This is a genomic window from Streptomyces sp. NPDC090045 (assembly GCF_044747975.1).
Lineage (GTDB): Bacteria > Actinomycetota > Actinomycetes > Streptomycetales > Streptomycetaceae > Streptomyces.
Genome location: NZ_JBIVFA010000001.1, coordinates 374843 through 389190, shown reverse-complemented (window position 1 = coordinate 389190; position 14348 = coordinate 374843). Strand labels below are relative to the sequence as shown.

Below are 14348 nucleotides of genomic sequence, written 5' to 3'. Positions count from 1 at the left end.
GCCAGGTCAGAGGACATTTCCTCCGCCTGGCCCTTAGTCATTCCCGGAGCTCCGATCAGCTCCGCGTGCCCCCTGCATGCCCCTTGCGCTGTGGATCTTCCTTCGTGCCCTTGGGGCTCTTCCGGCCCTTCTTCACGAGCCCGCTCAGCGCGTCGGCGATCAGCCGGTCCCGATCGGCGCTGGCGTGCTGGTAGATCAGGGCAGCGCGGGCGGTGCTGTGGCCCATGCGCGTCATCAACTCACGCGTACTGGCCCCCGTTGACGCGGCGAGCGTGTTGCCCGTGTGCCGTAGATCATGGAAGTGCAGCCCCTTGATCCCCGCTTCGCGACACGCCTTGTGCCAGAGCCGGTTGAAGTGGTTCCGGCGCGGGGTCGCCCCCTTGGCCCCGACGAAGACACGCCCGTCGGCGCCGGGTTCGGCGTACCGCTTCAGGTGCTCGTGGAGGTCCGGGAGGATCACCCCGGGGATGGAGATCGTCCTCTTGCCCGCGGCGCTCTTCGGCGCCTTGATCTCCCGCTGCCCGTTGCTCAGCTCGGCGACGGCCCGCCGGACCCGTACGGTCCTGTGCTCCAGGTCCACATCCCGCCGATGGAGGCCGATCAGTTCGCCCCAGCGCAGTCCGAGGAAGCCGGCCATGAGGACGAGGGCGCGGTAGTGCGGCTGGATCGCCTCGGCCAGCGCGTAGACCTCCTTGACCGTGGCGGTCGGACGTTCCGGGGTGTGGACGCTGCTGGCCCCCTTGACCTGGCAGGGGTTCCGCCGGATCAGCTCGTCGGACACAGCCGTCCCCAGAATGGCGCGGAGCAGGGCGTAGGCCTTGGCGACGGTGGTGGGCCCGGTGCCGGCGGCGAGCTTGTCGGCACGCCAGCTGCGTACGAGTGGCGGCGAGATCTCCGCCAGGTTGACGGCGCCGAGGCTCGGCTCAAGGTGGTGCTTGAGGAGCGAGCGGTAGAGCTGCCGCGTGGTGCTGGTCAGCTCGCGCTCCTTGATCCAGGCGACCGCGTACGGTCCGAAGGCCACCTTCCCGGCGTCCGGGTCGTGCCAGTCTCCGCGGCGCATCTCGGTCTGCTTGTCGGCGAGCCAGTCGTCCGCGTCCCTCTTCGTACGGAACGTCTCGGGTGCGGGACGGAGCTGTCCGTCCGGGCCGAGGTACCGAGCCTGATACCGACCCGAGGGCAGCTTGCGGACCCGGCCGAACTGGCGGCGCTTCCCGGCCATCAGGCAGCCACCCCCAGACGGCGACGGCGCGGCTCGACGGTGTGGGCGTCGATGTAGGCCCGGACGGCGCTCTCGGGGATACGGACGTGTCGGCCGACCTTGACGTAGGTGATCCGGCGCTCCTCGACGAGCCGTCGGGGGAACCGCACGGTGGTGCCGAGCAGTTCGGCGACCTGGACGACGCTGAGGAAACGTTCATTCATGCTGCTCTCCTTGCAGGGCTTCGCGGGCGGTCCGGCGGTTCAGCTGAATGTCGCGGGCGATGGTGGCGGCGAGTACCGACTCCCCCGGGCTGTGTCCGTGGCCGGCGTACTGCCAGGAGGCGAGAACGAGCACGGTGTCCGGCTCGACGGCGTCCAGGCCGCGGGCTTCACGTTCTTGCGCGGCGCGGTAGTCGGCGCGGGTCTGGCGGAGGGCGCCGAGGGTGGTGGAGTACTGGCGGGATTTGGTGGAGAAGTGGCCGCGGAAGCCGAGCATGTGCGACCAGGCGGCGAGCCTTCGGTCCGGGTAGAGCGGGTCGAGGTCTAAGCAGGCCCCGATCAGGCGGGCGGTGTGGTCGGGCACGTCGAGGAGGACCAGGGCCTCGCGGTTGCCGATCCGGCGGTCGAGGGTCCCGGTGTTCTCAGCTGCCTTGGTCGCGTACTTGGCGACGTACGAGGCAACGGCCTGTTCGGTGATGTCGGAGCCGTCGCCGAAGGCCTTGATGGGGCGTACGTCGAGCTGGGTGCCCCAGCGGAAGGTTCGGGCGGGCTGGTCGGCGGCGTCGGGGACGGACACCGAGGTGTAGGCGTGGGCGACTGCTGCGCGGATCGAGCGGTCGAGGAGTTCGGTGCTGGCCCAGTACGGCGGAGGGCTGGACGGACCGTCCGGTCCGTCGATGCGGATGACGGCGTGGAAGTGGATGGCGCCGCGCTTCTGGAATTCGGCGACCTTGCCGTATGAGATCCGGGCTTCCTCTTTCAGTTCGCGCTGGGTGAGGCCGGCGTACGCGGCGATCTCGCGGCGCAGGCGGGTGGTGAAGCGCTGCCAGAGCTGCCCGGCGTGGTTGTTGAAGAGGACGGCAGCGGCGTAGTCGTAGGCGGTCGGGTCGAGCGCGGTGCCGAGTTCGCGCGCGTCCTCTTGGTGGTGCTTGCCGCAACGGCAGGGGCGGCCGGCGGGGCGGTTATGGACCGGGCCGAAGGAGGGAGCGGTGAGGGTGGCGAAGACGCGGGGGTGTTCGCGGACGGTGGCGGGGATGTCGCGACGGTCGTCTCCGGCGAGTCCGGCCCGGATCAGGTGGTACGTGTCTCCGGAGTACGTCCAGGCGCAGGCGGGGCAGCGGGAGGCGCGGCGGTTGCCGCAGGCGATGCGGAGGCGGGCGCCGGGTTCGTCCTGGGTGGAGTAGCGGTGCAGGACCTCACCCGAGGTCTTGTCCTTGGCGACGGTCCAGCCGGTGATGTGGATCGGGTCGGAGCAGCCGCCGGTGCGGCGGATCTGGTCTTCCCAGCGTGCGTAACCGGGGGCCCCGGCCACCTTCAGCATGTCGCCGAGGAGGCCGGCGTCCAGCTCCGCGAGGGACGCGGGGTTGGTCACGCCGTCACCGTCCGGTGGGGTCGGCGCAGGGAGCGGCGGTTGCCGGTGCCGTGGCAGGCGAAGCAGTGCGCGGTGATCATGCGCAGGGCGCCGGTGCTGTCGCGGCCGCCGAGGGTGATCTTCACGGCGGGAAAGCCGTCGCAGTCGGGGCAGACCTGGGCGACCGTGAGGGTGGGCTGGGCCATGATGGTGCTTCCTTCCGGTTCGTTGGATCGGGCAGGAGCGCGGCGCCGGGACGGCGGAAACTTGGCGGTTGAGGCCGTCCCGGGGCCGGTCAACGGCTCTTGAACTCCTGACGCAGGGCGCGGACGAGGAAGAGCACGACGACGGCGCTGATGGACAGCGCGACGGCGGTGACCGCGACGGCCAGGAGCAGCGAGACGGCGACGGAGGCCAGGGCGAGGACTCCGACGACTGCGCCGGCGGCGAGGACGAGCGTGGTGCCGGGTGAGTGATGGACCAGGCCGCCGAGGGTGGTCCGGGCCTTCAAAGGAGCAGGCACCAAAGAGGCGCGTTCAACAGGCGCCGGGGTCGGGCGGATGGTCGCCGGGGTGTAGGTGTCGGGGCTGGGGTACTTGGGCTTGAACATGGCCGTTCTCCTTCCGGTGGGCCTACTTGTTGATCGCGCTGTCGATGGCCGGGGCGAGGAAGCTGTCCGCGAGGAGGAAACCGCCGAGGAGGATCACGGCGACGAGCCACCAGGGCGGGCGGATGAGCTTGACGCCGAGGGCGCCGACGGCGATGAGGGCGAGCCAGAGCGGGACGTCCATGGCGTTGGCCTTTCGGGTCAGCTGACGCGGCAGCGGTGGGTGCGGGCGGCGAGCTGGGCGGCGGTGGAGGAGGTGTAGTCGGAGGACCAGCCGCAGCCGTCGGTGGTGCAGACGGCGGCGTCTTTGGTGCGGCCGTGGCGGTCGCGGTAGGTGCCGATCTGGACGGGGCCGATCTTCATGAGCGAGCGGAAGTTGATCCGGGCGGGCATGGGATCTCCTGTCAGGCGAGCTGGGCGGCGATGGCCTCCGCGAGCGGGTACGGGACGCCGAGCCGGGCGCGGAGAGTCTCTGTGTCGATCTCCGAGCCGGTACGGGTCCGGTGGTCGGCGGCGATCTTCTGGGCGTGGGCGACGAGCGCGGGCGGGGCGCTGACCGTCGGTGCCGGGGCGGGCAGAGCGGGAAGCGGGTCGCCCTGTACGCCGGGTTCTGTCTCCCGCTCGACCACGGGCAGGGGTGCCGGGACGGGCTCAGGTTCGGGATCGGGCGTGCTGGGTGGCGTAGGCCGGTGGACCAGGAGGGTTCCGCCGAGGAAGGCAAGTGCGGGCCATCCGGCGACGAGGATCCGGAGCCAGTCCGGGACGTTGCCCAGGTCGAGAAGGCCGGCGGTGGCGACGTTCGCGCCGAGCGAGGCAGTCAGGGCGACGGCGAACCAGGACCAGGCGGAGCGGGCGGACTCCCCGGCGTCCCGCAAGCTGCGTAGACGGTGCCAGGCGGCGACAAGGAGGAGATCCACGCTGACCGGGTAGGCCCAGGCCTTCCAGCCGTGCTGTCCGGCGGCTTCCGCGAGGTCGTGAAGGTGGGCGAAGGAGAGGGCTCCGGCGATGACGGCCTGGACGAGGACGGCGTCCGGGCGGACCAGGCGGGTCATGGTCTTCACCTCCTTTCAGGCATGGGTGGGGTAGGGACCTGGCGCGATGAGGTCGCGCCGACCGGGTGGGGCGAGTGATCAGAAGGCAGGCGCCGAGGCAGCCTTGGGCTGGACCTTGCCGACGAGGACCCGTGCCGGGGCGGCGGGCCGGAAGGGCGCCAGTTCCGGAATGCTCGGGGTGCGGTGCGCGTGGGCGTTGCAGATGTCCACGGCCTTGCGGAGTGTGGTGTGCGGGGCCCGGATACGGGACCAGCCGCCGGAGGAGTCACCGGCCACGGCGGTGCCGGGACGGTCCTTGTCGATCTGGACAGCAGCCAGGACGGCGTCCGCGGAAATGTCCCCGAAGGCCATCTTCGCCGACGTCTCGTCGTTGACCCGGTGGGCGGTACGGCCGGTGAGCTGGGCGCGGAGCATGGTGATCCCCTTGCCGAGTTCCGAGCCGAAGCGCTGGCCGCAGATCTCCAGGTAGACGCCGGCTGCCCGGCCGAGCTGGGCAAGGCGGACCAGATCGGTGACGATCCGGTCCCGCCGGGGCTCGTCCGCTTTGCTCGCGGCGAGAGCCAGCTCCGCAACCTCGTCCACCAGGATCACGACGGGTACGGGACGCAGGTGCGCGGGCAGGTCCCAGATATCGGCGGTGATCTCAGCGTCGGGCAGGGCGACGCTGATGCGCTGTTCGGCCCGGATGAGCTGATAGACGCGGGCCATGTACTGGACGAGCGCAGCCAGCAGTTCGGCAGCATCATCCGGGTTGTCCGCCAGGGCAGTGAACCGCGCCGCCAGAGGGAAGAGCTCAACCCCGTTCTTGCAGTCGATGCCGACGAGCGCGACGTTCTGTGGTGCCAGTCCGGCGGCGAGTGTGCGCTGATAGACGGACTTCCCGGACTGGGTCGCGCCGACGTTCAGGGCATGCGGCACCTGCCGGTAGTCCCGGTGATGAACCGTCCCGTCCTCCCGCAGGGCCACGGGCACCCGGAGCCCCTCGGAGGGCATGGCCGCCGGCATGCGCACCCGCTTGAGTACGTCGTAGCCGGTCATCCGCAGCTCGACGACGCCGGAGCGGATCTCCTGTGAGACGACGTTGTGAAGGGCGAAAGAGTGCCGGAGCCGGTCGGAGGAGGCGGAGAAGTCGAACGCGTCCTGGCCGGGGCGGAGTTTCAGCCGCAGGACGAGCCCTGTCGCAGTGGGCTTCAGCCGCAGGATCCGGGGCGAACGCGCTTCCGGGACCGGGCGATTGGCGACCCTGGCGAGCGCCATCCGCCAGCGGGAGGGCGGGACAGTGAGCCCGCAGGCGTCCATCACCGAGCGGTAGCGGATCAGGACGCGGACCGTCGCCAAGGTGACCCCGAAGGTCATCCAGTACCAGGTGGGCCGCCGCCAGCGCAGGACAAGTACGAAGACCACGGCGAGGACCACCAGCAGCGTGATCCATAAGGCATCCATCGTCAGCCCGCCTTGGCGAGCGCGGTGACCGCGACGGCGCGGAAGCTAATCCCGTGGCGCTTCTGGCCGTTGAACTCGTTCTCCCACGGGCGGGCGACGAGGCCGGTCAGCGCGACCGGGGTACCCATGACCAGCTCGCCGGAGACATCGGCCTCCGCCACGGTCACGGACACGACCTCGGCGTTGCCGTTCATCACGAACAGCACGTCGACGGTCATGAGGTTGCCGCCGGTCTCGTTGTCGACGGCGACCTGGCCGGTCTTCTTGTCACGCATCTTCAGCTGCGGGGGCTGGGCAACCATCACGGTCGCACCGGTGGTGTCGACGGGAATCTGACGCACAGCAGATCACTCCTCTATAGAGGTCCGACTCCGTCACTCCTGTATAGGAGTGACATGAAGAAGATTGCCCGACTCCTATACATGAGTCAACCCGCCGCGAAGAGAAACTCGTGGCGGGCTGTGGGGAGTTGAGCGGGCGTCAGTCGCGCGCAGGGATCCGGTACTCGAAAACGAACTGGTCAGCGGCCATGAGCGTGTCGCAGACCTCCACTACGCGGCCCTCTTCAGTGACGGCGTTGCGCAGCAGGTGCACCACCGGCGCTCCAGGGGTCAGAGACAGCTCGGTCGCTTCCGCCTTGGCGGCCGGCCGGGCCTGGAGCGTCTCCACGAACTCGGCGAAGACGTGGCCGTGATCCTCAAGCCGGGCGTAGATGCCACCGGGACCGGGGTTGTCGGCGAACAGCTCGGGGATGTCCTTCGCGACGTCCCACGGCAGGTACGAGGTAGCCGTCTCGACCGGAGTCCCGTCGCGGAAGTACAAGCGCCGACGCGCGAGCACCTGAGTTCCCACAGCGACGCCGAGCCGCTCCGCGATCTCCTCCGGAGCCTCCATGGGCCCCCGGAACAGCATGCTGACGCCGGCTTCAGCGCCAGCCTGCGCGGACTCGGCCAGGTAGGCCGCCTTGCCCTCCTGCCGATGCGTACGCCGGAAGCGATCCGAGGACCGGTGCCGCACCGGCGGCCGGGCCTTCACCAGCGACCCCTTGCCATGACGGGTCTCCACGAGCCCGCTGGCCCGCACCTCCACCATGGCCTTGCGGATCGTCCCACCGGCGACGCCGTAGCGCTCCACGAGCTCGGACTCACTCGGCACCATGTCGCCGGCCTTCAGCACGCCGGCCCGGATCTGCTGCACGATGTCGTCAGCGATCTGCACGTAGCGCGGCACAGCCCCTCGGCCACCTCCTACTGCGGTTCCCATAGTCCTTCTCTTCCTCCTATGCTCCTGTACATGAGTACGGGTTCCCCGCAGGCCAAGTCAACGCCACTGCACTCCGTGTCCGTCGCCGGGGCAGTGCTGCGCGAGGACGGCCGGCTGCTGGCGATCCGTCGTGCGGACAACGGCACTTGGGAACTACCGGGCGGAGTCCTCGAACTCGCCGAATCCCCGGAGGCCGGCGTCCGCCGCGAGGTCCTGGAGGAGACCGGCATCGAGGTCCAGGTCCAGGAGCTCACCGGGGTCTACAAGAACACCACCCGCGGCATCGTCGCCTTGGTCTTCCGCTGCGAGCCGTCCGGCGGGACCGAGCGCACATCGGAGGAATCAACCGCGGTTGCCTGGCTCACCCCAGAAGAGGTCGCAGCCCAGATGTCCGAGGTCTACGCGATCCGCCTCCTGGACGCCCTGGACAACGCCGGCCCCCACGTCCGCAGCCACGACGGCCGCCAGCTCCTCACGGCGTGACACGCGACGAAGTCGTGGAGCTCGGCCAACGCCTCATGGACGGCAGCATCACCGATGAAGCCGAACCGGACGCAGCCCCAAACTCCCTCAAAGTAGGGCTCGAATGTCCCCACATCAGGAGCTACACCCTCTGGGACTTCGACCCCGACCTGAGCGCCCAGAGGGTCGTGGATCGAGCATCGGCATACAAGCCCTTCGTGCTCTGAGCCTGGCAGCGCGGTAAGAGTTTCCCTACTTCATCAAGGGCGCTTCCGCCGCCAAGGCGGCGTCGCGCGCCCGTCGCCCCGGGCCTGCGCTCCTGTCTGCGCCCCGCTCCAGCCCGGACCGCCGGCCGCGCGCCAGTGTGGCTAAGGGCTTGATGGGATGGGCCCGGCCCGATCGGTCGGCTACCGGCCAAGACTGATGCCTCCGGCGGGGGCGCTCCGACTCCGGGATGGAGGGGGCGCCGTACGCGGGTGCCGGTACATCGTGGTGAGCCAGGGAGGCGGCGGGTTACACCCGATCGTCAGGAAACGTCTTCGTCCAGCGACAACTGTTCGTAAGGCTGGGAGACCGGTGCCACATTCTCCGCCACCGGAGCGCGCATCCACCGGGAGCACACCTGAGAACCTCCAGACAACCTCACAGAGATCCGCAAGCGCTCCTTTGGCCCCACCGCCTTCGGAACTACAACTTCCCAGTTGATGCCACCAAATGATTCCAAATCGAACGGCGCCTTCACCGGGTCACCAGCCTTGACAACCATGTCGGTGTTGAAGGGTTCGACGTCAGCCACAATTCCGGACATACCCTCACCTCTCGGGTGTCGAATTGATCGCCTCACCATGAGGACCTCGGCCCTCACGTCAACAATTCGCACCTTCGATTGACCATCATTCTTGATCGTAAGCTCGACGTAAGGTCTCTCGAAGTCCTTGACCACCCACCCTCCAGAAGGCTTGGTACGGAAGTCCCCGAAGGTCGGCTTCTCGCCCTCCCCGATCGTCCCGTGAGGGACCCAGGCCCAACCCGGATCAACGGAGAGGGTCACACGGGGTCGTTCCCGCCTGTACTTCGCGAACGCCACCGCCATGTTGCACGCAGTTCCGATGGCACTTGCAGCTGCGATCAGACGGGCCACATTGTCCGCCATACCTCACCCCAATCAGCAGTCAAATGACTCGGCATCAGATACTACGAGCCTCAGAGGACGCTGAGTTCTTCGTCAGCCAACCCCACCTGCTCAGCCAGAACGCAAGCGCCCTCCGGGCCGTCTTGGGGCCGTGGGAGGGCGCTCGCTGGTGACCAACGTTGACAACTGGTGGCGGCTCAGCTGCAGGTCAACGGGTTGGTCGGTTGCTCAGCCGCAGGTGAGGGCGGCCGGGTGTCAGTTGTGGGGCAGCCGTACGGCTCAGGGTGAACGGTCAGGCACGGCAACCGTCACATGGCATGCGTGGCCGGGAGCACTGCTGACCGCAGCCTGGAGTGAGTTGAGGTCAAGGACTCTGCTGAAGACCGGTGGGTGCTGGGGGCCTTCGCCGGCCCCCAGACCCCCGCTTCGGTCGGTATCGACCGGCGCGAGCAGGTCTCGTCGTGGCTCGCCATCGTTCGCGCCGGACGACACCGCCCACCTGTCCCCGTGGCCGGGGTGAGTTCGGCGACGAGGCGCCGTCCAGGGCGCCCCGCCTGTGATGAGGTTGAGCCCGCGTCTGCCACACGGCGGGGTGGGTGGCGCGGGATCGTAACCATGTTCAGGCCGTGGCTTGGGGAGCCGATGTGGTGGCTGCAGGTCGGTACCGCTGTCCTAATGCCGAGGGCAGCACGGTTTGGGAGGGCGCACAAGGTCGTTCATCCAGTGGGGTGCTCCACCTTGTGCGCCCTCCCAAACCGTGCAGGGGCGGTGCCCATCAGGACAACGGCACCGACCTCGAAGGAGCACACCATGGCCTGCACCGACCCCCAGTGCGACAGCGGCATCATCCCCAACCCGTACTCCGACGACCCTGAAGACCTCACCCTCTGCCCCGCCTGCAACCACGGCTACGACCCCCGCGACTCCGCCGGCTGACGCTTCCCAGGGCCCCGGCGCGAGTCGGGGCCCGAAGGGTCTGCGGGACGGCGGGCTGTCAGTGCTCGGGCGTATCGTCTCGCCCATGGCAAGCAAACCCCCTGAGGACTGGCGTGCCTATATGGCCGAGACAGCCCGCGAGGTGGCAGCAGGGACGTTGCCCCCAGAGTGCGCCAGCGTGGCGGATCTCTACCCCGAGTCGTTGCTGCGCGCGACAGACGCCGCCCTGGAGGCGTTCGAAAACGAAGTGCGCGCGCTGCGGGAACCGTCCGACGCGGCTGTCTTTGGGACCGTTGAGCGAGTGGTTCTCGCACTCAACGCAATCAACCGAGACAAACAGCATGGTGGCCCTCACTTCTGCACGGAGGAGCGGGAGCAGCTGTGCGAATACATCTACCTCACCCTGAGCGAGCGCGGTGTGGACGTCGACGCTCTGGCGGCGAGGCGGGGCATCGATCCGGCGGCAATCACGGACCGCTGGCGCGACTGGTGAGGCCCGTGCTGTATAGCAGCGGTGTACCGCAACCATCGCAACCGCCCCCGTCCGCCAGTACCCCGGCGAGGCCGTGAAGCAGCATGTATGACCGTCGCCGACCGGTCTGGCTAGAGCTACGGACCAGACGTGCTCTCTGCTGGTCACGACTTGGTACAGGTGCCAGCACCGATTCATTCGGCTGCGGGAGACTGCAGCCATGAGCCAATGCGCCGGGGTCACGCGGCAGCGACGGTCCTGCAGAAACGTGGCGGGGCCAAACGGATTCTGCCATCTGCACGGTGGGGGACGCGGCATCCCTGTTCCTCGGCTACGTAGAACTCGACCCAGGCCAGTGCGGCCGTTTGCTCATCTCGGCCGCCAAAGACGTCGTAGCTGGTGGTGGAAGCTGCGTTGGTTCGTGGTCAGCCGGTTCGAGCGCTTGGGACGCACTGGCTAACTAACAGGCGCCCGTGGGCCACCTCCGAGAGCAAGCGTCATCACAGCAGTGAGCGCCCTCCCGGGCCGTGGTGGGGTCATGTAAGGGCGCTCAGTGGGGAACAACGTTGACAACTGGTGGCTGCGCAACTGCAGGTGAGGGCGGCCGGGCGTCAGTTGTGGCTGCATAGGGCTCTGCCCTCACTGTCAGCAACCGATGGGTATGACCGCTCGCCGCCATGCAGGAACAGGCTAGTCGCAGAACCCCCACGCCGAGGCTCCTTGCGCTGGCATGCTGGCAGGTCCGAGTATCGGACCGCGGCCCCAGGGAGACACGTGATCGTCAAACGGAGCATCGTCGGAGAAGAGCCTGACGAGTACGACGAGTTAGAACATCACCTGACTCAGAAACTCAACACCCCGCTCGACTGGCCGGAAGATAGCCACCTCACCGTGCGCAATGTCGCCAGGATCGCCGATGCCGTTACCTGCGACACCGCCTACAGTCGCGCTGCCAACGGTCACTTGATCGACCTGTTCGCCGCCCTCCCACTGCCGGGAACTGCAGAAGGTCAAGACTTCTGGAAGCGCATCAGAGACGCGGGGGGCCAAGCCGCCTGGAACATCATCCCGGCCAACATGGGCGGCCCCTTCTTCGACCGGATTCGTGATGGCAACGAAGGTGGCATCGCCTCCCGAGTCCTGTACTTTCTCAAGGAGCTGTCGCCATCCCAGCGCAACGATGTAGCCGAGGTCATCGGCTCAGCCCTTGAGACCGACACCATTGGTGTGAGTGGCCGCTACGGGGGCGAGCTATGGCTACGAGACGCAGAGATGAGCGCATGGCGCGTGGCGCTGGCTGGTAGGCGGGAGTTCGAGACGTCCCAGGACCGCAAGCGATTCTTCGAAGCATGGCGCAACGCCTGAACACCCGACGTACCCCCGACGGCCGAAATGATCACAGCTGACCGACCCTGGGAGAGATACGGGTCGAGATCAGGAACGTGCCAGTCGCGTGCCAGGTAGGGCGGAGAACAGCAGTCAACAGCGGTGCCAGGGAGAGCCTCAGGTTTCGCCCTGGCACCGGTTCAAGCTGGTCACGAGCCAGATAGGGCGCGGAAGATCGGTGATTCCCAGGCTCAGAGCCCAGCTGAAAGTTGCCGGCTCCCTCGCATTGGGCTGGTCAGAAATCCCCCAACACCCCCGCCCTCGATTGTCAGGCGGGCGGAAGTCTGCGGAGTCCCATTTTCGTATGCACTGAAGAAGCTGGAGTGTTCTGAGCTCGCGCCGCCAAATCCTCCAAGTGAATCATCGTGTAGTTGCCTTGTCTCGCGCGCTCACTGTAGACGTAGGGCGCAAGTATCTCCCACGTCCTGGTGATCAAAACGGCATACGAGCCAAGGATTATCCTTTCGTCTACTACCCCGTGGGCTACAAGCTTTCCCGCATCATCAAGAAAGAGTGCTACTCGCCGTATGTGCGCCTTCGGTTCGGCTGGCAGCGAGAGGTAGCCACCACTGGGGGGATATTGACCTTCGAACTCTGACAGAAGATATTCGATAGAGCGCGAGAATTCCGGGGTCCGAGTATCCTTGAACATTTCTACAATGATCGGCAGAACGTTGGAATTATGCGCCAGCCTTAACTGTCTGCGCGCTACGAGTATCGATGTAATAAGCGCAGTGATCGACACGACGAGCACCAGCACGTTCAGCGCGAGAGAGCCTTCCATGATCCGAGGTTAGTGAACGCAGCAGTGGCTCGCCGGCCGCATGGCCCGGTTCATCTCTTCTACGTACGAGCTCTTACGCATTGGTGACCGCACGGCCTGATACTCCGGCGACAAACACGCCAGATCCGTGCCAGATCGAGCGATAAGCCGTGGTCAGCCAGGACTCTTGGCGGTCCAGGCACCTGGCGACACACTCGACGATGCCGCCTCGCTCCGCATCTCCAACATCGCAACCACCGAACGTGGCTGGCTCCTTGGCCTATTCGTGGCCCAAACCCTCTGCATCGCTGCGCTAAAGCTCCCCGACCAGCTGAAACGCGTAAGACGCACGGGGCCTCCCGAGTCGTGTGCTCCACTGCGCTCCCGTTCGCGCCTTCCCGGCTTGCATGGCGGGCGGGACGATACCGGTGTCCTTATGGCTGCTCAGGGAGGGGTGGTGGGGGAGTGACTCAGCCGAGGTGCGGCGCTCCGAAGAAGAAGGGGGGCCGGTGCACGAGGCCGGCCGACGTGGGCTCCGGCCAGTGCTTCCAGCATCAGGGGGCTTGGACGGCCCGGGCTCGTGTGCAGCGCAAGAAGAAGGAAGCCGCGGCGAAGATGCAGGAGCTTCGGAAGAGGAAGTGGTCCTGGTGGTGACCGGCTTCTGACATCCACGGCTGACATCAACATGGGTGAACGACAGTGATTCCCAGCGGTCGAGCAGGACTAGTGCGTCCTGGGCTTGGCCGGTGAGGGTCGGGCGTCGGGCGAGCTTACAAAGCAGCTGTCGCAGACCGCAGGACGGCAGGGCTCGCGGCCTATTCGTGGACCGGCGGGGCATGGTAGAGATCTTCTAGGCTCTTGACCTGCTGAAACACGTGAGACGCACGGGGCCTCCGGAGCCGTGTGCACCCAGCGGCATCATCCGTGCGGAGGGGGCGTCACCGCGGCGGGTACACCGACGCGGCAATCAGCGTCTGTGTCGGAACGTGCTGACCGGCCTGCAGGCGTAGCAGTAGGTCGACAGCAGCATCCGCGATACGGCGGGGATCCTGCACGATGGTCGCGCGGAACGGTGTAGCGCCTGACTTGATCGCCGCTCGCGCGTCCGGCGTGCCGTCTACGCCGACGATGAACAACCCGGGGTGCTGGTGGCCCTGCGCCTCGTACCCCTGTACCGCGTCCACTGCACCCAGGGCCATTTCGTCGTTAGTGCAGTAGATAACGTCCAGAGACTCCCCGCGCCGGTGAAGGTAGCGCAGACGCTGGTCGACAATGTCGCGAGCGCTCTCCCGAGAGAAGCCCCCCTGAACGTTAATGTCCAGTCGGGACGGCGGCATGATTTCGCCGATCTTGGTCATGAAAGCGACCTGCCGCCCGACCTGTGCATCACCGGCCACGACGAAAATTGAGGGGCGATCCTTCCCGGCTTCCCGTAATTCCTGCGCGACCCACTGCGCTGCACGTGCACCGATTTCATCTGCATCACACCCAACGAACACGGTGTTGGGAGGGTAGTCCTGCACTTGCGCGAAGGGTCGGATGTCCACGAATACGACTGGCAGACGGGTGGTGGTACCGGCATCAGCCAGCTCTTGCCGGATGGCCTCCGGGCTGGAGCAGACGATGATGCCACCAAGAAACGACCGCCTCTTCTTCCGGATGCCGCTTAGCTCCCGCACTTGGCTCTGGCCGCTGTAATCGGGTCGTAGAAGCTTGACGATGAGGTCGATGCCGTGCTGGTCAAGAGAACGAACTGTCGAGTCCAGCAGCCCGGCAAGCCAGCGGGTCTGCTCAAACGCTGATATCAGGATGAAGACTTGAGGGCCGGACCGCGTGAGGCGCCGGGACATTAGGAATGCGGCCGGAAAGGACATCGAGGCGATGACAGCGAACAGCCAGGCGGGGACAGAGGCGCTGGCACATGAGCGGGCCAGCGCCGCGACCGCGCTTCCGCCAGCAGCCAGAATGATGCCGCTCGCCAACGAGATCCCCAGGTCGGAAAGCATCTCCCGTCGTAAACCTCGTCTCTCGCTCAAGCGCAAGTCCTCCCGTTTTGGCACCC

At 67.1% G+C, this 14348-nt stretch carries 19 protein-coding genes; 5 read left to right on the top strand and 14 right to left on the bottom strand.

Annotation, left to right across the window (positions count from 1 at the left end):
* Positions 1 to 55 precede the first annotated feature (55 nt).
* From ACIPYQ_RS01745 to ACIPYQ_RS01695, 11 genes are all read right to left on the bottom strand, one after another.
* The gene (locus tag ACIPYQ_RS01745) at positions 56 to 1219 is read right to left on the bottom strand and encodes a tyrosine-type recombinase/integrase (protein ID WP_401245238.1); all 1164 of its coding nucleotides are present in this window, start codon (positions 1217 to 1219) and stop codon (positions 56 to 58) included.
* Complete coding sequence (locus ACIPYQ_RS01740) at positions 1219 to 1422, bottom strand: excisionase family DNA-binding protein (protein WP_362235102.1); 204 nt, start codon at positions 1420 to 1422, stop codon at positions 1219 to 1221. The genes ACIPYQ_RS01745 and ACIPYQ_RS01740 overlap by 1 nt, the downstream gene beginning before the upstream one ends.
* On the bottom strand, positions 1415 to 2791 hold the full coding sequence (repSA, locus tag ACIPYQ_RS01735; protein WP_401245235.1) for a replication initiator protein RepSA: 1377 nt from the start codon (positions 2789 to 2791) through the stop codon (positions 1415 to 1417). Before repSA ends, ACIPYQ_RS01740 begins: the two co-directional genes overlap by 8 nt.
* Positions 2788 to 2976 (bottom strand): hypothetical protein, encoded by a 189-nt coding sequence (locus tag ACIPYQ_RS01730; protein WP_401245233.1) that lies wholly within the window; start codon positions 2974 to 2976, stop codon positions 2788 to 2790. The genes repSA and ACIPYQ_RS01730 overlap by 4 nt, the downstream gene beginning before the upstream one ends.
* Before the next feature lie 89 nt (positions 2977 to 3065).
* The gene (locus tag ACIPYQ_RS01725) at positions 3066 to 3380 is read right to left on the bottom strand and encodes a SpdD protein (protein WP_401245231.1); all 315 of its coding nucleotides are present in this window, start codon (positions 3378 to 3380) and stop codon (positions 3066 to 3068) included.
* 22 nt (positions 3381 to 3402) lie between these two features.
* Complete coding sequence (locus tag ACIPYQ_RS01720) at positions 3403 to 3561, bottom strand: hypothetical protein (RefSeq protein ID WP_401245229.1); 159 nt, start codon at positions 3559 to 3561, stop codon at positions 3403 to 3405.
* 17 nt (positions 3562 to 3578) lie between these two features.
* Complete coding sequence (locus ACIPYQ_RS01715) at positions 3579 to 3770, bottom strand: mobile element transfer protein (RefSeq protein WP_401245227.1); 192 nt, start codon at positions 3768 to 3770, stop codon at positions 3579 to 3581.
* 11 nt (positions 3771 to 3781) lie between these two features.
* Positions 3782 to 4429 carry a DUF2637 domain-containing protein gene (locus ACIPYQ_RS01710; RefSeq protein ID WP_401245225.1) on the bottom strand — a complete coding sequence of 216 codons (648 nt, stop codon included), beginning with the start codon at positions 4427 to 4429 and terminating at the stop codon, positions 3782 to 3784.
* Positions 4430 to 4507: 78 nt separating this feature from the next.
* Entirely contained in the window at positions 4508 to 5872 is a 1365-nt protein-coding gene (locus tag ACIPYQ_RS01705) for an FtsK/SpoIIIE domain-containing protein (RefSeq protein ID WP_401245223.1), read from the bottom strand.
* Positions 5873 to 5874: 2 nt separating this feature from the next.
* The gene (locus ACIPYQ_RS01700; protein WP_401245221.1) at positions 5875 to 6213 is read right to left on the bottom strand and encodes a hypothetical protein; all 339 of its coding nucleotides are present in this window, start codon (positions 6211 to 6213) and stop codon (positions 5875 to 5877) included.
* Between the two features lie 139 nt (positions 6214 to 6352).
* The gene (locus tag ACIPYQ_RS01695; RefSeq protein WP_401245219.1) at positions 6353 to 7135 is read right to left on the bottom strand and encodes a GntR family transcriptional regulator; all 783 of its coding nucleotides are present in this window, start codon (positions 7133 to 7135) and stop codon (positions 6353 to 6355) included.
* Positions 7136 to 7153: 18 nt separating this feature from the next.
* Between ACIPYQ_RS01695 and ACIPYQ_RS01690 the strand changes: the two genes are divergently transcribed.
* Both ACIPYQ_RS01690 and ACIPYQ_RS01685 read left to right on the top strand, forming a co-directional pair.
* Positions 7154 to 7618 (top strand): NUDIX hydrolase, encoded by a 465-nt coding sequence (locus ACIPYQ_RS01690; protein ID WP_401245217.1) that lies wholly within the window; start codon positions 7154 to 7156, stop codon positions 7616 to 7618.
* The gene (locus tag ACIPYQ_RS01685) at positions 7615 to 7824 is read left to right on the top strand and encodes an e9imm peptide (RefSeq protein WP_401245215.1); all 210 of its coding nucleotides are present in this window, start codon (positions 7615 to 7617) and stop codon (positions 7822 to 7824) included. Before ACIPYQ_RS01690 ends, ACIPYQ_RS01685 begins: the two co-directional genes overlap by 4 nt.
* Before the next feature lie 299 nt (positions 7825 to 8123).
* On the opposite strand, the gene ACIPYQ_RS01680 is transcribed toward ACIPYQ_RS01685, so the two are convergent.
* Entirely contained in the window at positions 8124 to 8738 is a 615-nt protein-coding gene (locus tag ACIPYQ_RS01680) for a hypothetical protein (RefSeq protein WP_401245213.1), read from the bottom strand.
* Positions 8739 to 9539: 801 nt separating this feature from the next.
* Here ACIPYQ_RS01680 and ACIPYQ_RS01675 point away from each other — a divergent pair.
* From ACIPYQ_RS01675 to ACIPYQ_RS01665, 3 genes are all read left to right on the top strand, one after another.
* Complete coding sequence (locus ACIPYQ_RS01675; RefSeq protein WP_401245211.1) at positions 9540 to 9665, top strand: hypothetical protein; 126 nt, start codon at positions 9540 to 9542, stop codon at positions 9663 to 9665.
* Between the two features lie 85 nt (positions 9666 to 9750).
* The gene (locus ACIPYQ_RS01670) at positions 9751 to 10158 is read left to right on the top strand and encodes a hypothetical protein (protein WP_401245209.1); all 408 of its coding nucleotides are present in this window, start codon (positions 9751 to 9753) and stop codon (positions 10156 to 10158) included.
* A gap of 753 nt (positions 10159 to 10911) precedes the next feature.
* Positions 10912 to 11502 carry a hypothetical protein gene (locus ACIPYQ_RS01665; RefSeq protein ID WP_401245207.1) on the top strand — a complete coding sequence of 197 codons (591 nt, stop codon included), beginning with the start codon at positions 10912 to 10914 and terminating at the stop codon, positions 11500 to 11502.
* Positions 11503 to 11791: 289 nt separating this feature from the next.
* Here ACIPYQ_RS01665 and ACIPYQ_RS01660 read toward each other — a convergent pair whose 3' ends face one another.
* Both ACIPYQ_RS01660 and ACIPYQ_RS01655 read right to left on the bottom strand, forming a co-directional pair.
* Positions 11792 to 12307 carry a hypothetical protein gene (locus tag ACIPYQ_RS01660; protein ID WP_401245206.1) on the bottom strand — a complete coding sequence of 172 codons (516 nt, stop codon included), beginning with the start codon at positions 12305 to 12307 and terminating at the stop codon, positions 11792 to 11794.
* Between the two features lie 917 nt (positions 12308 to 13224).
* Positions 13225 to 14292, bottom strand: a complete 1068-nt coding sequence (locus ACIPYQ_RS01655) for a sugar ABC transporter substrate-binding protein (protein ID WP_401245204.1) — start codon at positions 14290 to 14292, stop codon at positions 13225 to 13227.
* Positions 14293 to 14348: the final 56 nt, after the last annotated feature.